Here is a 21,018-nt window from a genome sequence, read left to right on the forward strand (position 1 = left end):
CACTTTCTCCCAAATATATCAATAGATTAACTATTTCGGTTGCCCCACTGGTAAAATCTCACGACCAAAACTATCATTAATAATATCTGCCGCAGCCAAATAGAATGCACAAAGTGCGGTGATTAAACCTAAATAACCGCCTACATTGACAATACTGTGATTACCTGTTGCATCGCCGATAGCTAACGCATAGAACGTTAAGGTTAAAAAGAAGAAAATTGCTCTCAGGGCTTTAGCTTTCGCCAGTGTGCCTAAAAACATCATTAAGGTAAATGTTCCCCAAGCTCCTAAATACCATGCCACGAATGTTGCAGGTGTTTCGCCTTTGAAGAATGTTACGAATAACGCCCATGACCACCAGAATGCACCATAACTAATAAAAGCAGTGAAACCAAAGGTGTTACCTTTTTTGTATTCAAACATACCCGCGATCATCTGTGCTGTACCGCCAAAAGCAAACGCCATAGCCACCACTAAACCGATACTTTTGGTATCAAACACGCCTGCATTAATTAAACATAATAACCAAGTAGTTAAAGCAAAACCACATAAACCAAGTGGTGCTGGGTTTGCTAAACCGTCTTTTACTGTTGACATAAATTTTCCTTTAAAGAGTGAATAAATAAGGACCAAAAAAGCACGTTAGTATGTCTGATTTTATGTATAAATAAAGGGGCTATGGTTAAATATTTATTATTTTTTAATCAATATGGAGAATTATGTTAAGATTTAGATTGTTTTTTATTTTTATGTGATTTAGGCAAATAATTAATGAGAAAATTATTCCAATGTTTTAAAAAAATAGTTGCTTTACTTGTTGGCTTATTATTAAGTGCAGTAGCTTGCACTAACTTGCATCCGACTTTTGGTGGCTCTCCCGATGAACAGAGTAAGGCAAAAATTAATAAATCGCCAAACTTTAACGGTAAGACTTTTGTTAATTTAGAACCTACGCCAATCGGTTTTCAGAAAACGGCTGATGGTGAAGATACTTCATGGTTAAAACGTATTTTTGAAATTGCCTTTCCCCCTGCTGGAAAGCAGCCTAGTGAACCTTTACCGAGCCTAAAATTAGATATTACTCAGATAGAAAATGGTAGTTTTACGTGGCTTGGACATTCCACGGTATTATTTAAGCTTAATGACAAGATCTTAATCACCGATCCTGTATTTCATCGTGCTTCTCCAATCTTTTTTGGCGGTAAACCTTTTGCCATGACTCATACTCCAAGTGTGGCAGATTTACCAGCCATTGATGCAGTAATAATTTCTCACGATCACTATGATCATCTTGATTATCAAGCTATTCAAGAAATTAACCAAAAAACAACGCATTTTTATGTGCCACTAGGTGTGAAAGGACATTTACAACGCTGGGGTGTACCAGATGAAAAAATTACTGAGTTAGATTGGTATGAACAGGCTCAACTGGGTCAACTCCATTTTACTTTAACGCCATCTCGCCATTTTAGTGGGCGAGGGCTAACCAACCGAAATACTACATTGTGGGGAAGTTGGGTGATTAAATCACCGTTATTAACAGTCTTTTTTAATGGTGATGGGGGATATGGTCAACACTATAAATTGCTGGGTGAAAAATATGGTCCGTTTGACATCGCTTTAATGGAAAATGGAGCTTATGATGCTCATTGGTCTTTGATTCACATGACTCCAGAACAATCAGTACAAGCCACAGTAGATTTAAAAGCAAAAGCTGTTTTGCCGATTCATTGGGCAAAATTTGATTTAGCTAACCATAATTGGCGTGATCCTATTCAACGTTTTTTAAAAGCTGCTGAGAAACAGGATTTCCAAACGGTTACGCCCAAAATAGGGCAAACTTTTACATTGAATAAATTGCCACAGGAAGATTGGTGGTCAGGGGTAAAATAATTTGGTTAAGTAGAAAATGTTAAAAAATGGTTAAAAATTAATTGGCTATCTGTTATTTTTTTGCGTGAATATTTGATCTATGTCAGATTTTATAACTGTTTTTAGGTAAATTGATGCCCAGATTACTCCAAAATGTTATAATTCACTCCAGTGATAATATTTTACAACTTTTAGGAGAAATCATTATGAGTAATGCTGTTGAAAATGCAGTTAGCCCAGCCCAAGCAGAAGTAAATGCACTGGTTGAAAAAGGTTTAGTGGCGTTGGAAGAATTTCGCAAGCTGGACCAAGAACAAGTGGATTATATCGTTGCCAAAGCATCAGTGGCGGCATTAGATAAGCACGGCATATTAGCCATGCACGCTTATGAAGAAACAGGGCGTGGTGTGTTTGAAGATAAAGCCACCAAAAACTTGTTTGCCTGTGAGTATGTCGTGAATAATATGCGTCATCTGAAAACCGCTGGCATAATTAGTGAAGATGACGTGACGGGCATTACCGAAATTGCTGATCCTGTCGGTGTGATCTGTGGTATCACGCCAACCACCAACCCAACATCAACGACCATTTTTAAAGCCTTAATTGCGTTAAAAACCCGTAATCCAATTGTATTTGCATTCCACCCATCTGCTCAACAATCTTCCGCTCATGCGGCTCAAGTCGTGTATGATGCTGCCGTAGCAGCAGGGGCACCAAAAGACTGTGTGCAATGGATTAGCAAACCATCAATGGAAGGCACTTCAGCCTTAATGAAACACCCTGGTATTGCGACGATTCTTGCTACAGGTGGTAATGCTATGGTGGAAGCCGCTTATTCTTGTGGTAAACCAGCATTGGGCGTAGGGGCAGGTAATGTGCCAGCTTATGTAGAAAAATCAGCCAATCTTGAACAAGCAGTGCATGACATTGTGATGTCAAAATCCTTTGATAACGGTATGATTTGTGCATCAGAGCAGGCGGCTATTGTGGATGCAGAAATTTATGATGCCTTTGTCAAAGAAATGAAATCCTATGGCGTTTATTTGGTCAACAAAAAAGAAAAAGCCTTATTAGAAGAATTTATTTTCGGTGTAAAAGCCAACGGTGCGAACTGTGCAGGTGCAAAATTAAATCCAAATGTGGTAGGAAAACCTGCTGCTTGGATTGCGGAACAAGCAGGTTTTACCGTTCCACCAAAAACCAATATTTTATTAGCCGAATGTAAATTAGTCGGTGAAAAAGAACCATTAACCCGTGAAAAATTATCACCTGTGTTAGCGTTATTAAAAGCAAATTCTACTGAAGAAGGTTTAGCCCTTTCAGAAGCTATGGTGAATTTCCACGGTTTAGGTCACTCAGCAGCGATTCACACTAAAAACGCTGATTTAGCCAAAACATTCGGTGAACGAGTGAAAACCATTCGTGTCATTTGGAACTCACCATCAACCTTTGGTGGTATCGGTGATGTGTATAACTCTTTCTTACCATCTTTAACACTCGGCTGTGGTTCGTACGGTAAAAACTCCGTCGGTAACAACGTAAGTGCGGTGAATTTAATTAATATTAAACGTGTGGGCAGACGGAGAAATAATATGCAATGGTTTAAAGTTCCATCAAAAATTTACTTTGAACGTGATTCAATTCAATACTTAAAATCAATGAAAGATGCGGAAAAAGTGATGATTATCACTGACCGTTCAATGGTGGATTTAGGCTTTGTCGATCGCATTACCGATCAACTCCGTCAACGCCGTAATAAAGTCACTTATCAATTATTCTGTGATGTCGAGCCAAACCCAAGCATTGAAACCGTCCGCCGTGGTACAGACTTAATGCGGAGTTTCCAACCAGATACTATCATCGCCTTGGGTGGTGGTTCTCCGATGGACGCAGCGAAAGTAATGTGGTTATTCTATGAACAACCAGAAGTGGATTTCCGTGATCTCGTACAAAAATTCATGGATATTCGTAAACGTGCGTTCAAATTCCCACAATTAGGGCGTAAAGCGAAATTTGTCGGTATTCCAACCACATCAGGCACAGGCTCTGAAGTTACCCCATTTGCGGTGATCACCGATGGTGATATTAAATACCCATTAGCGGATTACTCATTAACCCCAACCATTGCCATTGTTGACCCAGCATTAGTCATGTCAGTGCCTTCTCACGTTGCAGCGGACACAGGCTTAGACGTATTAACCCACGCCACCGAAGCCTACGTTTCTATCTTAGCCAATGATTTTACTGACGGTTTAGCCTTGCAAGCCATCAAATTGGTATTTGAAAACCTTGAAAAATCCGTGAAAGAATTTGACGAAGTGGCACGCGAAAAAATGCACAACGCTTCAACCATGGCGGGTATGGCATTCGCTAACGCATTCTTAGGTATCAGTCACTCCATGGCACACAAAATCGGCGGTAAATTCCATACCATTCATGGTCGTACAAATGCAATCTTGTTACCACATGTTATTCGCTATAATGGTACTCGCCCAACCAAAGTGGCAACTTGGCCAAAATACACCAGCTACATTGCGGATAAACGCTATCAAGACATCGCAAAAATCTTAGGTTTACCAGCCTCTACCCCAGAGCAAGGTGTTGAATCTTATGCGAAAGCAGTTCATGATTTAGCGATTCGTTGCGGAATAAAAATGTCGTTGCGTGATCAGGGCGTAGATGAACAAGCGTTCTTAGCCGCTCGCCGTGAATTGGCATTACACGCTTATGAAGATCAATGCACCCCAGCTAACCCACGTTTAGCCATGGTGGAAGATATGGAAGAAATTATGACCAAAGCCTATTATGGTGATGAGAAGTAATTTCTAAAAATTTATAAAAAATACACCGCACTTTGTCGGATTAGATAAACAATCCAAAAGTGCGGTGTTTTTTATTCACCATTTCTAAAATCCCCCAACTCCGCTTCCAATTGCCCCACAGTGGGTAAACTGCTTTGCAGATCTTCCGGTAAATTCCGCACTAAGGCATATTCCGCCACGCCTATCGGTTTATCAATACCTGACAACGCATATTCTGCTACTAAGCGATTTTGGGTACGACACAGCAATAAACCAATGGTTGGATTATCATCGTCCGCCTTAATTTGAGCATCTACTGCAGCCAAATAAAAATTTAATTGCCCTGCGTGTTCGGGTTTAAATGCAGTGGCTTTGAGTTCTACCACCACATAGCTTTTTAAGCGTGTATGATAAAACAATAAATCAATAAAAAACTCATCACCATTAACTTCCAAGCGGTATTGTCGCCCGATATAGGCAAATCCGCTGCCAAGTTCAAGCAAAAAGCGAGTAACATGACGCACTAAGGCATCTTCAATATCTCGCTCTTGGGCATCTTCTCCCAAGCCTAAAAAGTCAAATAAATAAGGATCTTTTAAGCTTTCTTGGGCTAAATTCGCATAAGTGTCTGGTAATCGCTGATTGAAATTCGTTACTGCCTTGCCTTGGCGTGCATACAATTTATTTTTAACTTGCACTTCTAAGGTGGTGCGAGACCAATTTTCGCTCAATGCTTTTTGCACATAAAACAAACGTTCATCAACCGACTTCAATTTATTGATAATTAAGACATTATGCCCCCAAGGTAATCGTGCAACAGCCTGTTGCACAAATTCAAAATCCGTCCATGTCTCGGCAAACGTTCGCATATATTTAAGATTACGCAGAGAAAACCCTTTCATATCAGGAAAGGCTTCTCGTAAATCACGCCCCAAGCGGTCAATGACTTTGCTGCCCCAACCTTGCTGTGCCTGACGTTGCAAAATTTCTTGCCCAATCTGCCAATACAGGCAAACCAACTCGGTATTCACCGCTAACACTGCTCGTTGCCGTGCATGGCTTACTTGTTGTTTAATTTGGGAAAGCCATTGAGTGTAATCACTTGGTAGGGGGTGGTCTTGTGTATTCATATTATCTTGGTGGTATGACTAAAAAGGATTATATTGTGAACATTATAGAGGTAATAATTTAACAAAGTCAATTTGTTACCGCTCGTATATACGGTGAACGGAGGATATTTTCGTGTATGATTATATGCAGTTGGGCAGCGAAACAGTTGTATTTTTCAGGCTGCCTGAAAAAACAGGCTGAAAAATCACCGCACTTTGCGGGATTAAGCAAAGGTGCGGTATTTTCTAACTTATTTTTATCCTAACTATACCCCATCAATCTCAACAGTTCCTTAGTATAATCAATGGCTTCGGTGCGATTTGCTACGCCGATTTTTTGGTATAGATTGCGGATATGGGTTTTGGTGGTGGTAATCGCAACTTGCAATTCTTCTGCAATATGTTCATTGTTATAACCTGAATAAATCAGCCCTAATACTTGCCATTCTCGCTGGGTTAGTGGGCTGATTTTAAGCAATTCAGGGACTTCAGGATTTTTCAATAAACGTTCTACAAATTGCTCATCAAAATGGGCAAATTTATGCCGATAGTGCTGATTGATACTGCGTAAAATAAATTGGGCTTTATGTTGGGTAAATTCGTCTAATACATTGCTTAATTGCAAGAGTTGACGAATTTGTTGTGCCATAATATCGCCTTCAAGCACAAACGCACTGATAAAATTCGTTTGTTTGGTTAAGCGAAGTGCTTCAAGCAAATCTGTTTGAGCCAGATTTTTCTCATTTTGTAAGAAATACAGACGGTTACGCAATATTAATGCTCGATTTAAATCACTGGTTAAATTGAGTTGCTGGGCGGTTGCAATGATGCGATCTAAAATCTGTTTCGCTTGGCTAAATTCACCTAGTGCAATGTACGCTCGGGCAATACTTCGCCATTGCTCTTGGCTAAAATGATTGCGATCGGTGTGGGGTTGTTTACTTTGAATTAACCAGTTCTGCATGGCTTCAAGATTATTATTCATTTGATATAACAATACTTTGGCAGAATCAGCATTGGCTAACCAGTCATCATGATAATCGTGCATACCTTGTAAAATATCTAAGCCTTTAATCAACCGATCAGCGTTATCTAAATCACCACGCACCAGCGAAATTTTGCTTAATAGCGTCACACATTGTAATTTATCAGAGGCTTTATTTAGAATTTGAATGCCCGCATTTGCCATGGCTTCAGCTTTATCAAGATTGTACCATTCCCACAAGATACGCCCTTTTAAGCGGAGCAAAAACTCATACATGGGAATCTTTTGTAGATGATTTTCTTTCACAAACAGGGTGGCTTTATCCAACATATCATAGGCGGCTTGCAAAAAGCCCTGTGCCATTAAAATTTCTGATTGTTGTAACAGCGACCATAAAATATGATGATAAGTATGGTGATGACGTGCCATTTTTTCAGTGTGTTGTTGGATTTTTAAGGCTTGCTCCAGATTACCATAACAATGATGTGCTTCACCGATAATAGAATTGGCTACAATTTGTGCATAATAGGCGTTTTCGGGTAAATCGGCTTGTGCTTTTGATGCAAGGGATAACGCCGTATCTTCATTGCCGTCATTAATGGCAACCTGTGCCAATAATACATCAAATTCCGCCTGATTTTCTTTGCTTAATTGAATGTTATTTTGCTGTAATGCTTGTTTAAATTGGCTAAAAATACCGATTACTTCATTATGTCGATGTTGACTTTGAGCCAGCCATGCCTTGAGTAAGACTAAATTTGGCTGTTGCATAAATTCGTCTTCATTTAGGCATTGTAAACTTTCTTCCAATAATTGCAGTTCGCCATGATGAAATAAATCCCAAGCATGTTGATTTAGAATGGATAATAAAATTGAACGATTTTCTAATTGCATCGCATGATATAAGGCTTCGGTGATATAACCCAATTTTAACCATGCTTCTGCTGCCCGTTGATGAAGATCTTGCAATTCTTCGCCTAATTCGGTTTGGCAACATTGCCATAAAAACGTGGCAAATAAAGGGTGAAAACGCCACCAGTTATCTTCGGAATCCATTTGATGTAAGAATAAACCTTGTTTTTCTAACTCTTCTAAGGATTTGCGGCTATTGGTTACACCCGTTAAATGTTGTACTAATGCTTCATTCATGGAACGCAGCACGGAACATTGGAGCAAAAATTTGCGAGCTGTCTGATCGAGCTTATTTAGCACTTCATCATTTAAATATTCATTGATATGGGAATTATTTAACTTGGCTAACCGTTTGGCAGCGTCCTGTAATGAGGTGTTTTGTTGCTTAACGGATAGGCTAATTAATTGTAAGGCGGTCGGCCAACCTTCTACTTCATCGCAAAGTGCGGTGATTTCTGGTTCAATTAATTCTGCATCAAGACGAGATTGGAAAAAAGCAATACTTTCTTGATGATTAAAAGGTAATTGACCCGCATCAATTTCTAATAATTGTTCTTGCACTCTCAAATTGGCAATGCCTAACGGTGGCACGGAGCGAGAAAGCAAAATCAATGTCATATTATCGGACTGATGACGAATCCAATATTTTAATGCTTCGTGAATATCTTCATTTTCAATTAAATGATAGTCATCTATAATCAAATAGAAATGCCCTTTTAAGCCAGCAATCTTAATTAACAGCTGATCGAATAAGGTAAATAAACTGGCTTGATGATTGAATTGCCCATCTTCTATTATGGGCTGTTCTGCATTAATCGCTTGGCTAAGAGCTGCACAAAAATAGGTGGCAAAACGTTCGGGATTATTGTCACTTTCATCTAGCGAATACCAACCCACATTTTTGGGTTGTTGTGAATTAATCCACTGAGAAATTAACGTGGTTTTACCATAACCCGCAGGTGCATTAATCAGCACCAAAGGATATTCACAGGCTTTATCTAATAATTGTATTAAACGCTCTCGAATCACGCTATTTTGTAAGCGGTAAGAACAAATCAGTTTTGATGGAATGAGCATATATTTAAGGTATCCAGTTGGTGTAGGAGAATACGGTTTCTCTACTTCTTTATAGTCATACTACGAAGATTATAGCAAGGATGATTTATTTTTACATTGATCCAAGATAATGAAACATAGAGATTTAATAAAAATTTATGGAGTTGCTATGTTACAAAACCAATTTACTCAGGCATCATTTGATACTGTCGTGCAAAAATACTGCCGTTATTTTGATGTGGACAGTGCCGAACAGTTTTCTTTGAGCCAATGGTATCAAGTGTTAGCCGAAGGGAGCCTTGCTTTAGCTTATGCCAAACCAGCACAAAAAAAGGCGGATACTCGCCACGTCAATTATCTTTCTATGGAGTTTCTTATCGGGCGATTAACGGGCAATAACCTGATGAATTTAGGCTATTACCAGCAAGCCAAAGCCTATTTAGCCAACTATGGAGTAGAAATCGTTGATGTGTTAGAACAAGAACGTGATCCTGCATTGGGGAATGGTGGTTTAGGTCGATTAGCTGCCTGTTTCTTAGATTCTATGGCAAGTCTTGGACAACCTGCCACAGGCTATGGTTTGCATTACCAATACGGTTTATTCAAACAAGCCTTTGAAAACGGCGTACAAAAAGAAAGTGCAGATTTTTGGGGACGCAATGATTACCCGTGGCAAAGCCACAATCCAGCCAAAACCCAATTAGTGGGATTTGGGGGCAAAATTCAGTGCATTAAAGATGATAAATACGAATGGCAACCTGCATTGACCATTCAAGGTAAAGCCTATGATCTGCCTGTGGTGGGTTATCAAAATGATGTCGTGCAGCCTTTACGTTTATGGCAAGCGGATAACGATCAAACCTTTAGCTTTGAGAAATTTAATGACGGTAAATTCTTGCTTGCGGACAAAGAAATCGTTAATGCGGCTGCCTTAACCCAAGTGTTATACCCGAATGACAACCATAAAGCAGGGCAAAAACTCCGCTTAATGCAACAGTATTTCCACTGTGCTTGTTCAGTGGCGGATATTTTAGCTCGTCATTTGGCACAAGGTCATCGCCTACAAGACTTTGCTAAATATCAAGTGATTCAATTAAATGATACCCACCCAACTCTGGCTATTCCAGAATTAATGCGAGTGTTATTAGATGACTATAATTTAAGCTGGGATCAGGCTTGGGAAATTTGTTCAAACACCTTTGCTTACACCAATCACACCTTATTACCCGAAGCCTTGGAACAATGGGATCAACGCCTATTTAAACAATTATTACCACGTCATTTCCAGATTGTGGATAAAATCAATCGTTTATTCCAGCAAAAAGTGCGGTCAGAATTTGGTGAAAATCCACAAGTTTGGGAAAAATTGGCGATTTTATTTGATTATCGGGTTCGCATGGCAAATCTTTGTGTGGTCACTTGCTTTAAAGTCAATGGAGTGGCTCAAATTCATTCGGATTTATTGGTGACGGATTTATTCCCTGAATATCATAAAATCTTCCCAACCAAATTCTGTAATGTGACCAATGGTATCACGCCACGCCGCTGGATTCGTCAAGCTAATCCAAAATTAAGTGATTTATTAGACCGCACTTTACAAACAGATTGGACTAAAAATCTTGAACAATTACAGGGTGTTGAGAAATATGTGGCAGATAGTGGTCTCCGTACCGAATATCGCCAAATTAAACAACATAACAAAGCGATATTGAGTGCGGAAATTAAACAGACCCTTGGTTTAAGCGTAAATGAAGATGCCATTTTTGATGTGCAAATTAAACGTTTCCACGAATACAAACGCCAACATTTGAATTTACTCAATATTATTGCGACCTATCAACAGCTTAAAGATAATCCAAATATGCCGTTCACGCCACGTTTATTTGTCTTCTCAGGCAAAGCGGCACCAGGCTATTATTTGGCGAAGAATATTATTCATGCCATTAATAACGTGGCACAAGTGATTAATCATGATAAGCAAATGAAAGATAAATTACAGGTCGCATTTTTGCCAGATTATCGCGTCAGTCTGGCGGAAAAAATTATTCCCGCCGCTGATGTGTCGGAACAAATTTCCATGGCAGGTAAAGAAGCCTCAGGGACGGGCAACATGAAACTCGCCTTAAATGGGGCATTAACCCTTGGTACATTGGACGGTGCTAATGTGGAAATCGCCCAGATGGTCGGTGCAGAAAATATTTTCCTGTTCGGTCATACGGTAGAAAGTGTCCGCGAACTGTTGGCACAAGGTTATGACCCGAAAGCCTATTATCAACAAAATCCCGTGTTAAAAAGTGCGGTGGATTTTTTAACCAAAGGGGCAGTGTGCCAAGGCAATAAGGCGATGTTCAAATTGATGATCGACAGCTTAATAGAACGTGATCCGTTCTTAGTGTTGGCGGATTTTGATAGCTATATGGTAGCTCAACAACGCATTGGACAGGCTTATTTAGACAGGGAAGCATGGTTACACAGTTGTATTTTGAATACGGCTCGGCTTGGTATGTTCAGTTCTGACCGTTCCATTCGAGATTATCAACAACGTATTTGGTTGAAATAACAACGTTTTCCCCTGTTACAGCAGGGGAAAATAAGGGGAATATGATGACAACAATATTGAATAAACAATGCCAACAAGCAGGTATTTTGCCGTATTTTTTTGATGAAAGGGGATTAAAAGTTCCCCCTAAAACGGAAGTGAAAAAGCGGTTACTCAAAGCGTTTGAAAATAATTTCTCGCAACATTCATTGTTGCCAACGGTGAAAATATTTTGCCAAAAAACACCGCACTTTTTCCCATTAAATACCACCAATCAACGTGAACACATACAGGGAAAATGGCAGCTTTGGTTAGAAAATCAGACTGAACCTTTGCAAGGCAAAATCAAACGCAATGCGATTCCGTTACCGCAAAATTTACCACTGGGCTATCATCAATTACAATTAACCGTAGGCAAACAACAATGGCAATGCGTGCTGATTATCGCCCCTGAACGTTGTTATCAGCCGATTGAACTGCTGGAACACAAAAAATTATGGGGAACCTTTTTACAGCTTTATACCTTAAAATCAGCAACCAACTGGGGGATCGGCGATTTTGGTGATCTAAAACAATTTATCCAACAGCTCGAGCCTTATCAAGCAGATTTTTTAGGCTTGAATCCGATTCATGCACTCTTCCCTGCCAATCCTGAATCTGCCAGTCCTTACAGCCCATCTTCACGCCGTTGGTTAAATATTGCTTATATTGACATCGGAAGCCTAGTGGAATTTCAACAAAGCCAAGCAGCACAAGCGTGGTTTAACTCCGATGAAATTCAACAAAAATTAACCGCACTTCGAGCCACAGATTGGATTAACTATGCGGATGTTATGCCGTTAAAATTAACAGGATTGCGTTTTGCTTTTCAGCAAGTGGATAAAGAAAATCCTGCTTTCATCAAGTTTTTACAAAAAAGCGGTGAAAGTCTGCAAGTACAAGCAACCTTTGATGCGTTACACGCCCATTTGAGCCAGCACTTTTCTGAACAATGGGGTTGGGATTTTTGGGCGAAAGCGTATCAAGATTTTAACTCGCCAGCCGTGCAACAATTCCGCCAGCAACATCAACAGGATATTTTGTTTTACAGTTGGTTACAATTTATTGCTGATCAACAACTGGCAGAATGTGATGCTTTGTGTAAAGCACAAGCGATGCCAATCGGTTTATACCGTGATTTAGCGGTCGGCGTAACGGGTAATGGGGCAGAAACTTGGAATAATAAAACCTTATTTTGCCTAAATGCTTCTGTCGGCGCACCACCCGATGTACTTGGACCGCAAGGGCAAAATTGGGGATTAACGCCGTTCAATCCACACATTTTGCAACAACAAGCCTATCGTCCGTTTATTGAATTAGTCAGATCTAATATGCAACACTGCGGTGCGTTACGCCTTGATCATATTATGTCTTTATTGCGTTTATGGTGGATTCCGAAAGGGGATAGTGCGGTCAACGGGGCTTATATCCGTTATCCAGTGGACGACTTAATTGCGATTCTGGCACTTGAAAGCCAGCGTCATCAATGCACCATCATCGGTGAAGATTTAGGCACGGTACCAAAAGAAATTGTCAGCAAATTACGCAATGCAGGTATTCTCTCTTACAAAATCTTTTATTTTGAATTTGACCAACAAGGACAAAGCCGAGATTTACAACAATATCCTTATCAAGCCATGACAACCCTAAGTACCCACGATTTACCCACCATTAACGGTTATTGGCGTGGTTATGATTTTGAGTTGGGACAACGTTTTGGCGTTTATCCAAACCCACAAATTTTGGCGGTGTTACAAAAAGAGAGAATTCAAGCCAAAAGCAAAATCTTGCAACGCTTGCAACAAGCAGATATAGACATTGAACAGGGGATTGATGAAACCCTTGATTCTCAAGTAAGCAAAACATTCAATCATCAATTACAACGCTATGTGGCTAAGGTAAGCAGTGCATTATTTGGTTTACAACCCGAAGATTGGTTAGATATGACCGAACCTGTTAATATCCCCGGCACCAGTACGCAGTACGCTAATTGGCGGCGGAAATTAACTAAAAATATTGATGCGATTTTTGCCGATCGGGAGATTCAGGCGTTGTTGATTGGGGTGAAACAGCAGCGGTTAGGTTAATATAGGGGTAAACCGTACTTTGCGATCTGTACCTAAAAAGTTGGCTTTTCCAACTACTAAGGTGAAGATCTTATTATTTTAAATTCTTCTAGCAAAAGAATACAAGGGCGTGTGGACATTTAGTCAACGAGAAAAATGCCCTATCAAATAGAGTGTATTTACAATTTTACGTTTATTATTGAGCAATTTGCCAAACTCACTAATACGTTCAATTTTTCCCGAAATTCTCTGTTGCCGTTGAGCCTGTTCATCGGCTAATAGCTTTTGTTGCAAGGCTTTTAAGGCATTGATTTGGAGTTCAAGTTGTGAGTTCAGATCTTCCATAGATTAGATTTAGTCTTATTTGATATTTATATTCATTTATGTATCATATATGATATATTTTGGTATTGGAGGACCTTTTTGGGTTAGTTATTTTATCTTTATTACAACAATGTTTCTTTTATGTATGATTATAGATGAATAACTAAAAGAATGATCGAATATTTTAATAGTTTAGAAAATAAATTTCTTTTAAACTACAGTCAATTCTTTGACAAAATAGCGTACCTCACAATGCAAGACAACAAAATAAGAAAACAACCTTTTAACTCTGCTTTACTCGCAGATATCACCCAAAGCGAACGGGGCAATTATCAAGATTTTTTGATTGATCGTCCTGAAGGAATGACAGGGTTTATGTTGCAACTGACTACCTTTGGCAAAGGCATGGTATTTGATGGTGAAAGGATCTTTGAAGTAGAACGAGGGCAATTATTGTTATTTTCGCCCCAAGCAGTACAACATTATCAACGTCAGCCTGAATCACAATTTTGGCATTATAAATGGATTTATTTTTCGCCGAAACCACAATGGCTTAAATGGCTGCAGTGGCGTGATAGTTCGGCTGGGATTTATCAGCTTAAACTGCAAGATAACCAACATTTACAAGAAATTAGCCAGCTTTTTAGCAAAATTGCCGATGAATTAAATGAAAATCAAGCCATTTCACAAGAACTCACAGAAAGTTTATTGGAATATTTGCTGATTAAATGTTTTTCAGCGGAACAAACCAAGGTCAATAATAGCCTTGATCAACGTATTGTGCAGGTATGTTCCTTTATTAATGAGCAACTTGCCGAGCCTTTAGAGATTGACACCCTCGCCCAACAAGTCTATTTATCTTCTTCAAGATTATCCCATTTATTTAAGCAGCAAATGGGCGTGAGTTTAGTTCAATATAAAGAAATGCAACGTATCACAGAAGCCAAGAAGTTACTCTATTTCTCTAATATGTCTGTATCAACCATAGCAAAATCAATTGGTTATGATGATGCTTTGTATTTTTCAAAAGTTTTCAAAAAACACACCGCACTTTCTCCCATTCAATTTCGCCACTTAGAACGGAATAAAAATCTTTAAAATGTGATCTATCTCTCAATTTGAGATTTGTAGCAGAATATTCCATGTCAATAACGGAAATTTACATAGCTTTTTGCTTAATAAGCCCTAAGATAAATCTATCCTTAATTGGATAAACAACTCACTTCATCAATTTTAAAGAGGAAAGTCTTATGAAGAAATTGACATTTAAACCCATCTTGTTAGCAGGTTTATTCTCCCTTATCTGCAGTTCAGCGTTGGCAACCGATATCGTCAATATAGCCAAAATTGACGGTATGCCGTGGTTTAACCGAATGGGTGAAGGTGTGGTGCAAGCAGGTAAAGACAATAATGTGAATGCCTATCAAGTCGGTCCATCAAATACGGATGCACCGCAACAAGTTAAACTTATTGAAGATTTAATTGCGAAAAAAGTGAATGCTATTAGTATCGTGCCAAATGATGCTAGTGCATTAGAACCTGTATTGAAAAAAGCGAAACAAAATGGAATAGTGGTTTTAACTCATGAATCATTGGGTCAACCTAGTGCAGATTGGGATTTGGAAATTATTGATAACGAACAATTTGCCGCAGATTATGTAGAAGAAGTTGCTAAAAATCTAGGTGGTAAAGGCGGTTATGTGATTTATGTCGGAGGTCTAACTGTACCACAACATAATCTTTGGGCAGATCTTTTTGTGAAATATCAAAAAGAGCATTATCCAGATTTATACGAAGTAACGAGCCGTATGCCTGTCGCTGAAAATATTAATGATGCACGCCGTACGACCCTAGATTTAGTTAAAGCTCATAAGGATTTAAAAGCCGTTATTTCCTTTGGTTCACAAGGACCAATCGGTGCTGGCTTGGCTGTAAAGGAAAAACGTTTACAAGACAAACTTAGCGTATTTGGCATGATGATTCCTTCACAAGCAGCATCCTTAATTAAATCAGGTCATATTACTATGGGAATTACCTATGATCCTGCTAGCTCGGGTTATGCTTTGGCAACCATTGCCAATAAATTGGTTAAAGGTGAACCCATTACTGACGGTATGGAAATTCCCAGCGTAGGGAAAGTCAAAGTCGATCAGGAGAAAAAATTACTCCAATTTCATAATGTCTTGAAAGTGACCAAAGAGAATATTGATCAGTTGTATTAAGTCTGTTTTATAACGCCCTATCCTTTGGGATAGGGTGATAATCTCAAACAGGGGGGAATATGGCATTTATTGTAATGAACAATATCAATAAAACTTTTAATGGTGTGAAAGCATTAAATGATGTTTCATTTTCATTAAATTATGGTGAAGCACTTTGTTTGGCTGGGCAAAATGGCTGCGGGAAATCAACGCTGATCAAAATTTTGTCAGGGGTTTATCAGCCTGATGCAGGAGCAGAGATTCAAATTGGGGCAAGTCAATACAGTCAATTAAATCCTGTTGATGCCATTAATAAAGGGATTCAAGTTATCTATCAAGATCTTGCCTTATTCCCCAACTTAACGGTAGCAGAAAATATCGCTATTCACGCCTATCATCAATTCAGTTGGCGACATTCTCAACAACAAAAACAGCTTGCTACACAGACCTTAGATAGTATAAATGCCCATATTGATGTGGATGCTTTGGTTGAGAATCTACCTGTCGCCAAACAACAACTGGTGGCGATTTGTCGAGCATTAGCTCAAAATGCAAAATTATTAATTATGGATGAACCCACCGCATCATTGACTGCCAAAGAAGTGCGAGATTTGTTAGATGTAGTGATGAAATTGAAGAGTAAAGGTATTAGCATTATTTTTATTAGTCATAAGCTCAATGAAGTGATGACTGTTTCCGATAACGTGTTAGTACTAAAAGATGGCAATATGGTGGGGAAATATCCGATTAGCGAAATGGATGAAAAACGACTTGCTTTTTTAATGACAGGATTAATGATTGAAAATCAGCAAATTGCATACAAAGATTTTTCTCTGTTTCAACCTGTATTCGCCGTGAAAGGCTTAACTAAGGCTCATCAATTCCAGAATATCTATTTTCAGTTACACGCAGGCGAAATAATTGCTATTACAGGTTTATTAGGTTCAGGGAGAACTGAACTGTGTTTAAGCCTATTTGGCATTGAACAAGCAGACAGTGGCGAAATTTGGTTAGATAACAAACAAGTTAAATTTAACAGCAACCGAGATGCTATTCAACAAGGTATTGCTTATGTATCAGAAGATCGTATGGATATTGGCTTGATGATGGAAGAATCTATTGGGAATAACATTATTTCCACGGTATTTAATCAAATTGCCAATAAATTTGGAATCATTTCTACCTCTAAATCTGATGCCTATATTCAGCAATTAATTGAACAGTTAAAAATCAAAGTGGCAGATGCCAATTTGCCTGTCAACACGTTATCAGGTGGTAATGCCCAACGTGTATCTATTGCCAAATGGCTTGCTATTGCACCACGTATTATTATTTTAGACTCACCAACTATTGGGGTAGATATTGCCAACAAACAAGGCATTTTTACCATTATTAGAAAATTGGCAAAACAAGGCATAGCCGTGATTTTCGTAACGGATGAAATCTCTGAAGCCTATTATAACAGCCATAAAATTTTAGTGATGAAACAAGGGAAAATTGTAGGCGAATTTATCTCAACCCAAACTACAGAAAAAGAACTTGAAGGGGTGATTTATGAACAGACTAAATAATCATATTCTTGGGCTTTTGGTGATTTTATTGGCTATTATTTTAACCATTTTTACTGCGGACTTCGCCACGGTCGGTAATATTTACGATCTGATTAATAATTATGCGATGTTAATGATTTTGGCGTGTGGCTTGTATGTGGTATTGCTTTCAGGTGGCATAGATATTTCCTTTCCTGCCATGACGATTATTACCCAATATGTGATGATTAATGTGATTTCGCATTATGATGTGGGCTTTATCACGATGTTTATCACATCAAGTGCGGTGGGAATTTTGTTAGGTTTTCTCAATGCTATTTTAGTTAATAAGCTCAACGTACCATCATTGATTATCACCATTTCTACTTTGAATATTTTCTATGGTGCATTGCTTTACCTGACTAAAGGAGTATGGCTGTATGATTTTCCTCAATGGTTTCAACAAGAAATCATATTCTTTAAACAGACAACCGTAGATGGTGTGGAATATGGGCTTTCTTTTCAAGCAATTATCATGCTTATTGCGATTAGTTTAACAGGTATCATTACGCAAAAATTAAGCATTGGTCGCAAAATTTATGCCCTAGGGGGAAATCAGGAATCTACAATGCGAATGGGCTTTAATATTTTGACCTTACATCTTTTTGTTTATGGTTATATGGGATTGATGTCAGGTTTGGCAGGGATTGTACAATCCTATACAGTACAATCTGTCGCTCCCGATTCGTTGTTAGGTTATGAACTCACTACACTTGCAGCAGTAGTGCTTGGTGGAGCAAGTTTGTCAGGCGGAAAAGGTACATTGTTGGGTATTGTGATGGGTGTAGTGTTATTGGCAATGATTCAAAATGGCTTGAATTTATTAAATGTTTCATCCTATTGGCAAACCATTATTACAGGCTTGATTATTATTACTAGCGTGAGTGCAACCGCATTTGCCAATCGTAAGCATTAGGGGGCAAAGATGAAAAGTCTAGATCAATCCATTAAATATTTAATGCTGTTGTTTATCGGGGTGATAGCTTTATTTGCGATACTTTTACCCAAAGTGTTTTGGTCATTGGATAACCTACAATCTATGGCTTCCCAAATGGCTATTCTCGGTATTTTAACCTTGGCTATGGCAATCCCAATGCTTACAGGGGGTATTAATCTTGCTATTATTGCCACAATGAACGCTAGTGCATTAATTCTCGCCTATTATGTGACCCAATATCACGGTATCAGTTATTTATTGATCGGTTTATTATTAAGCCTTGTTTGTGCAATGATAATTGGCTTAATCAATGGCTATCTTATTGCATTTATTATGGTTTCCCCAATTTTAGCTACGCTTGGAACCATGACTTTAATTAACGGGATTAATATCTTGTTGACTAACGGCTCAACCATTGCCAATTTCCCTGAAAGTATTTTGCAATTACATACTTTACATTTGGCAGGGATTCCGTTGCCTGTGTATATTTTTGCCTTATTTGCCTTGTTAATCTGGTTTATTTTGGAAAAAACCACGCTCGGCAAAGCCATTTATTTTATTGGCAACAATGAAAAAGCCTCCGCTTATTCAGGAATTAATACCAAAAAAGTGATTATTCTCGTTTATGTGATTTCTTCGCTTTTGTGTGCTGTTGCTTCGGTATTAATGATGGCAAAACTTAATTCTGCTAAAGCCTCTTATGGTGATTCTTATTTGTTGATTTCTATTCTTGCTTCTGTTTTAGGTGGCATTAACCCTGATGGTGGAAAAGGTAAATTGCTTGGCATTATTATGGCATTGATTTTATTACAACTAGTAGAAAGTGGTTTAAATATTCTTGGCGTAAGCAGTTATATCACCTTGATTTTATGGGGTGTTTTATTGATTTTATTTATCTTCCTACAAAAATATAAGATTTTCAAATAAGGGAATAACATGAACAACGAAAAACAACTCATCGAAAATGGCAATGCTGTGATTGGTATTGAACTGGGTTCTACTCGGATTAAAGCAGTGTTAATTGATAATAAAGGGACGATTTTAGCCACGGGTGGCGAAAATTGGGAAAATCATTTGATTGATGGCATTTGGACGTATCATCAAGATGAAATTTGGCAAAAATTGCAACTTGCCTACGCTGATCTTGCCAAAACCGTAAAAGAAAAATACAAAGTGATACTGACTCAGGTCAAAGCCATTGGCGTGAGTGCGATGATGCACGGTTATTTGGTGTTTGATAAAGATGGCAATCAGTTGGTGCCATTTCGCACTTGGCGGAATAATATTACGCTCCAATCTTCACAAGAATTGACTGCACTTTTTCAATATCCCATTCCGCAACGTTGGAGCATTGCTCATTTATATCAAGCCTTGCTGAATAAGGAATCTCATCTTAATCAAATTGATTATCTCACCACGCTGTCGGGCTATGTACATTGGCAATTAACAGGTGAGCGAGTATCAGGAATTGGTGATGCGTCTGGTATGTTTCCCATTGATACGGATCGGTTGGATTACAATCAACAGATGCTAGAACAGTTTGATCAGCATATTGAACCTTACCAACTGCGGTGGAAAATCAACGAGATTTTGCCGAAAGTGCGAGTGGCTGGGCAATCCGCTGGCAAGCTGACTGAGAAAGGGGCGTTATTACTTGATCCTACAGGCAATTTGCAAGCAGGCATTCCCCTTTGTCCGCCCGAAGGGGACGCAGGTACAGGAATGATTGCCACCAACTGCATTAAGGAAAAAACGGGCAACATCTCCGCTGGCACGTCCGCTTTTGCGATGATTGTGTTGGAAAAATCCTTGTCTAAACTTTACCCCGAATTAGATATTGTCACCACGCCAGCAGGTAAATTAGTGGCAATGGCACACGCCAATAATTGCACAACGGAAATCAATGCGTGGGTGAATTTATTCGGTGAATGTCTGCAACTGTTCGGCAACAAAATTCAAAAAGAAGAATTATTTGAAACCCTGTTTTTACATTCTTTGCAAGGGGATTTAGATTGTGGCAATTTACTGGCTTATGGCTTTCATTCAGGTGAACACAATGTGGGATTATCCGAAGGCTGTCCGCTATTTTTGCACCCCGTGAATGGCAAATTTAATCTAGCGAATTTTATCCGAGTGCAACTCTACACTGCTTTCGGTGCAATGAAGTTGGGTATGGATATTCTTATTGAACAAGAAAAAGTCAATATCACCCGAATTTTAGGTCATGGTGGTATTTTCAAAACCGAAAATGTGGCACAAAAAATCTTGGCATCCGCATTAAATACCCCATTAGCTACGATGAATACGGCATCGAATGGTGGGGCTTGGGGCATTGCGTTATTGGCAAATTATCTAAATAAAGATTATGCAAATTATACGTTGGAAAATTATTTGGATCAGGTTATTTTTAAAGATATCCCTATGAGTTTGATTCAACCTGAAGAAGAAATTAATGAAGGTTATCGGCGGTTTATGGCGAGATATACGCAAGGAATTGAGATCGTTAAACATATAACAATATTAGGAATATAGAGTACTAATAATATTAAGCGACATAACCCATAAATATTATGTCGCTTATTTTTTAA

The 21,018-nt window shown here is 38.7% G+C and carries 15 protein-coding genes; 11 read left to right on the forward strand and 4 right to left on the reverse strand.

Features of this window, described 5'->3' with window-relative positions; translation table 11 throughout:
* Positions 1-30 precede the first annotated feature (30 nt).
* Entirely contained in the window at positions 31-597 is a 567-nt protein-coding gene (locus tag O1Q81_RS02055) for an acetate uptake transporter (protein ID WP_386695428.1), read from the reverse strand.
* Between the two features lie 174 nt (positions 598-771).
* Here O1Q81_RS02055 and O1Q81_RS02060 point away from each other — a divergent pair, with 174 nt between their 5' ends.
* Positions 772-1,893, forward strand: a complete 1,122-nt coding sequence (locus O1Q81_RS02060) for an MBL fold metallo-hydrolase (RefSeq protein WP_386697965.1) — start codon at positions 772-774, stop codon at positions 1,891-1,893.
* A 185-nt stretch (positions 1,894-2,078) separates the two neighbouring features.
* Positions 2,079-4,694, forward strand: coding sequence for a bifunctional acetaldehyde-CoA/alcohol dehydrogenase (adhE, locus tag O1Q81_RS02065; RefSeq protein WP_386697966.1), 2,616 nt, complete (start codon positions 2,079-2,081; stop codon positions 4,692-4,694).
* 71 nt (positions 4,695-4,765) lie between these two features.
* On the opposite strand, the gene O1Q81_RS02070 is transcribed toward adhE, so the two are convergent.
* Positions 4,766-5,803: a YhcG family protein gene (locus O1Q81_RS02070; RefSeq protein ID WP_386697967.1), complete on the reverse strand. Its 1,038-nt coding sequence runs from the start codon at positions 5,801-5,803 to the stop codon at positions 4,766-4,768.
* Positions 5,804-5,919: 116 nt separating this feature from the next.
* On the opposite strand from O1Q81_RS02070, the gene O1Q81_RS02075 reads away from it, so the two are divergent.
* Positions 5,920-6,048 carry a hypothetical protein gene (locus O1Q81_RS02075; protein ID WP_386697969.1) on the forward strand — a complete coding sequence of 43 codons (129 nt, stop codon included), beginning with the start codon at positions 5,920-5,922 and terminating at the stop codon, positions 6,046-6,048.
* Here the strand turns inward: O1Q81_RS02075 and malT are convergent.
* A complete protein-coding gene (gene malT / locus O1Q81_RS02080; protein ID WP_386695435.1) occupies positions 6,045-8,756 on the reverse strand; it encodes an HTH-type transcriptional regulator MalT in 2,712 nt (903 codons plus the stop codon). The genes O1Q81_RS02075 and malT overlap by 4 nt on opposite strands.
* Before the next feature lie 148 nt (positions 8,757-8,904).
* On the opposite strand from malT, the gene glgP reads away from it, so the two are divergent.
* The gene (glgP, locus tag O1Q81_RS02085) at positions 8,905-11,295 is read left to right on the forward strand and encodes a glycogen/starch/alpha-glucan family phosphorylase (RefSeq protein ID WP_386697971.1); all 2,391 of its coding nucleotides are present in this window, start codon (positions 8,905-8,907) and stop codon (positions 11,293-11,295) included.
* A gap of 44 nt (positions 11,296-11,339) precedes the next feature.
* Positions 11,340-13,400 carry a 4-alpha-glucanotransferase gene (gene malQ / locus O1Q81_RS02090; protein WP_386697973.1) on the forward strand — a complete coding sequence of 687 codons (2,061 nt, stop codon included), beginning with the start codon at positions 11,340-11,342 and terminating at the stop codon, positions 13,398-13,400.
* 123 nt (positions 13,401-13,523) lie between these two features.
* On the opposite strand, the gene O1Q81_RS02095 is transcribed toward malQ, so the two are convergent.
* Positions 13,524-13,724: a hypothetical protein gene (locus O1Q81_RS02095; protein WP_386697975.1), complete on the reverse strand. Its 201-nt coding sequence runs from the start codon at positions 13,722-13,724 to the stop codon at positions 13,524-13,526.
* 231 nt (positions 13,725-13,955) lie between these two features.
* On the opposite strand from O1Q81_RS02095, the gene araC reads away from it, so the two are divergent.
* From araC to O1Q81_RS02125, 6 genes are all read left to right on the forward strand, one after another.
* A complete protein-coding gene (araC, locus tag O1Q81_RS02100; protein ID WP_386697977.1) occupies positions 13,956-14,801 on the forward strand; it encodes an arabinose operon transcriptional regulator AraC in 846 nt (281 codons plus the stop codon).
* A gap of 152 nt (positions 14,802-14,953) precedes the next feature.
* The gene (locus O1Q81_RS02105) at positions 14,954-15,925 is read left to right on the forward strand and encodes an autoinducer 2 ABC transporter substrate-binding protein (protein ID WP_386697979.1); all 972 of its coding nucleotides are present in this window, start codon (positions 14,954-14,956) and stop codon (positions 15,923-15,925) included.
* A gap of 59 nt (positions 15,926-15,984) precedes the next feature.
* Positions 15,985-17,475, forward strand: a complete 1,491-nt coding sequence (locus tag O1Q81_RS02110; protein WP_386697981.1) for a sugar ABC transporter ATP-binding protein — start codon at positions 15,985-15,987, stop codon at positions 17,473-17,475.
* A complete protein-coding gene (locus O1Q81_RS02115; RefSeq protein WP_386697983.1) occupies positions 17,459-18,409 on the forward strand; it encodes an ABC transporter permease in 951 nt (316 codons plus the stop codon). The genes O1Q81_RS02110 and O1Q81_RS02115 overlap by 17 nt, the downstream gene beginning before the upstream one ends.
* Positions 18,410-18,418: 9 nt before the next feature.
* Entirely contained in the window at positions 18,419-19,357 is a 939-nt protein-coding gene (locus tag O1Q81_RS02120; protein WP_386697985.1) for an ABC transporter permease, read from the forward strand.
* 9 nt (positions 19,358-19,366) lie between these two features.
* On the forward strand, positions 19,367-20,962 hold the full coding sequence (locus tag O1Q81_RS02125; protein ID WP_386697987.1) for a xylulokinase: 1,596 nt from the start codon (positions 19,367-19,369) through the stop codon (positions 20,960-20,962).
* The last annotated feature ends 56 nt before the right edge of the window (positions 20,963-21,018 follow it).

Origin of the sequence: Lonepinella sp. MS14436, from assembly GCF_042470565.1 — a bacterium.
Taxonomy (GTDB): domain Bacteria; phylum Pseudomonadota; class Gammaproteobacteria; order Enterobacterales; family Pasteurellaceae; genus Lonepinella.

Excerpts from the sequence above, each read along its gene's own strand:
- O1Q81_RS02055 (WP_386695428.1), bottom strand. The coding sequence starts at position 597 with ATGTCAACAGTAAAAGACGGTTTAGCAAACCCAGCACCACTTGGTTTA.
- O1Q81_RS02060 (WP_386697965.1), top strand. The coding sequence starts at position 772 with ATGAGAAAATTATTCCAATGTTTTAAAAAAATAGTTGCTTTACTTGTT.
- adhE (WP_386697966.1), top strand. The coding sequence starts at position 2,079 with ATGAGTAATGCTGTTGAAAATGCAGTTAGCCCAGCCCAAGCAGAAGTA.
- O1Q81_RS02070 (WP_386697967.1), bottom strand. The coding sequence starts at position 5,803 with ATGAATACACAAGACCACCCCCTACCAAGTGATTACACTCAATGGCTT.
- O1Q81_RS02075 (WP_386697969.1), top strand. The coding sequence starts at position 5,920 with ATGATTATATGCAGTTGGGCAGCGAAACAGTTGTATTTTTCAGGCTGC.
- malT (WP_386695435.1), bottom strand. The coding sequence starts at position 8,756 with ATGCTCATTCCATCAAAACTGATTTGTTCTTACCGCTTACAAAATAGC.
- glgP (WP_386697971.1), top strand. The coding sequence starts at position 8,905 with ATGTTACAAAACCAATTTACTCAGGCATCATTTGATACTGTCGTGCAA.
- malQ (WP_386697973.1), top strand. The coding sequence starts at position 11,340 with ATGACAACAATATTGAATAAACAATGCCAACAAGCAGGTATTTTGCCG.
- O1Q81_RS02095 (WP_386697975.1), bottom strand. The coding sequence starts at position 13,724 with ATGGAAGATCTGAACTCACAACTTGAACTCCAAATCAATGCCTTAAAA.
- araC (WP_386697977.1), top strand. The coding sequence starts at position 13,956 with ATGCAAGACAACAAAATAAGAAAACAACCTTTTAACTCTGCTTTACTC.
- O1Q81_RS02105 (WP_386697979.1), top strand. The coding sequence starts at position 14,954 with ATGAAGAAATTGACATTTAAACCCATCTTGTTAGCAGGTTTATTCTCC.
- O1Q81_RS02110 (WP_386697981.1), top strand. The coding sequence starts at position 15,985 with ATGGCATTTATTGTAATGAACAATATCAATAAAACTTTTAATGGTGTG.
- O1Q81_RS02115 (WP_386697983.1), top strand. The coding sequence starts at position 17,459 with ATGAACAGACTAAATAATCATATTCTTGGGCTTTTGGTGATTTTATTG.
- O1Q81_RS02120 (WP_386697985.1), top strand. The coding sequence starts at position 18,419 with ATGAAAAGTCTAGATCAATCCATTAAATATTTAATGCTGTTGTTTATC.
- O1Q81_RS02125 (WP_386697987.1), top strand. The coding sequence starts at position 19,367 with ATGAACAACGAAAAACAACTCATCGAAAATGGCAATGCTGTGATTGGT.